This is a genomic window from Synechocystis sp. LEGE 06083 (assembly GCF_015207725.1).
In the GTDB taxonomy this organism is placed as follows: Bacteria; Cyanobacteriota; Cyanobacteriia; order Cyanobacteriales; family Microcystaceae; genus Synechocystis; species Synechocystis salina.
In genome coordinates this window covers 1-1,351 of sequence record NZ_JADEWJ010000448.1, presented here as the reverse complement: position 1 = coordinate 1,351, position 1,351 = coordinate 1, and the positions used below count along the sequence as shown (strand labels likewise).

1 protein-coding gene is annotated in these 1,351 nt (G+C 42.6%); it reads left to right on the top strand.

Translation table 11 applies throughout. The annotated features are described in order from the left end of the window. On the top strand, positions 1-1,351 hold a 1,351-nt coding region (locus tag IQ219_RS19645), incomplete at both ends, for a cadherin repeat domain-containing protein (RefSeq protein ID WP_194073734.1).

Genomic DNA, 1,351 nt, shown 5'->3' with positions numbered 1-1,351 from the left:
GTCACTGCTAGTGATGGCGTTAATCCTGCTACGGAGCAATTGGTTAACTTGGCTATCAACAATCTAGATGAAATAGCTCCTACCATCAAATCAGGCGATACCGCAACACCCATTGATGAAAACAGTGGAGCTGGTCAGGTAATTTATCAAGTAACAGCGGATGATAGTGCGGATATCAGTGGGGGGGTAACCTTTGGTTTGAAGCCAGGGGATGATGCCACATCTTTCAGCATTGATTCCACAACGGGGAAAGTTACCTTAATTGGTAATCCAGATTTTGAAACGCAATCTAGCTATAAATTCACAGTCACTGCTAGTGATGGCGTTAATCCTGCTACGGAGCAATTGGTTAACTTAGCTATCAACAATCTAGATGAAATAGCTCCTACCATCAAATCAGGCGATACCGCAACACCCATTGATGAAAACAGTGGAGCTGGTCAGGTAATTTATCAAGTAACAGCGGATGATAGTGCGGATATCAGTGGGGGAGTAACCTTTGGTTTGAAACCAGGGGATGATGCCACATCTTTCAGCATTGACTCCACAACAGGGAAAGTTAAGTTAATTGGTAATCCTGACTTTGAGACTAAACCTAGTTATAAATTCACCGTCACTGCTAGTGATGGCGTTAATCCTGCTACGGAGCAATTGGTCAATTTAACTATCAACAATCTAGATGAAGTAGCTCCTATTATTACTTCTGGGAACATTGCAAAGGCAATTAACGAAAACAGTGGAGCTGGTCAGGTAATTTATCAAGTAACAGCGGATGATAGTGCGGATATCAGTGAGGGAGTAACCTTTGGTTTGAAACCAGGGGATGATGCTGATTTATTCACCATCAATCCCATAACTGGACAAGTAATCCTAACTGAAAACCCAGATTTTGAAACGCAATCTAGCTATAAATTCACTGTCACTGCCAGCGACGGTGTTAATTCTGTCACTGAACAAGTCGTCAATTTAACTATCAACAACCTCGATGAAGTAGCTCCAACTATTACATCGAGCGATACCGCAACACCCATTGATGAAAACAGCGGAGCTGGTCAGGTAATTTACCAAGCAACAGCGGATGATAGTGCGGATATCAGTGGGGGGGTAACCTTTGGTTTGAAACCAGGGGATGATGCCACATCTTTCAACATTGACTCCACAACAGGGAAAGTTAAGTTAATTGGTAATCCAGATTTTGAAACGCAATCTAGCTATAAATTCACCGTCACTGCTAGTGATGGCGTTAATCCTGCTACGGAGCAATTGGTTAACTTGGCTATCAACAATCTAGATGAAATAGCTCCTACCATCAAATCAGGCGATACCGCAACACCCATTGATGAAAACAGTG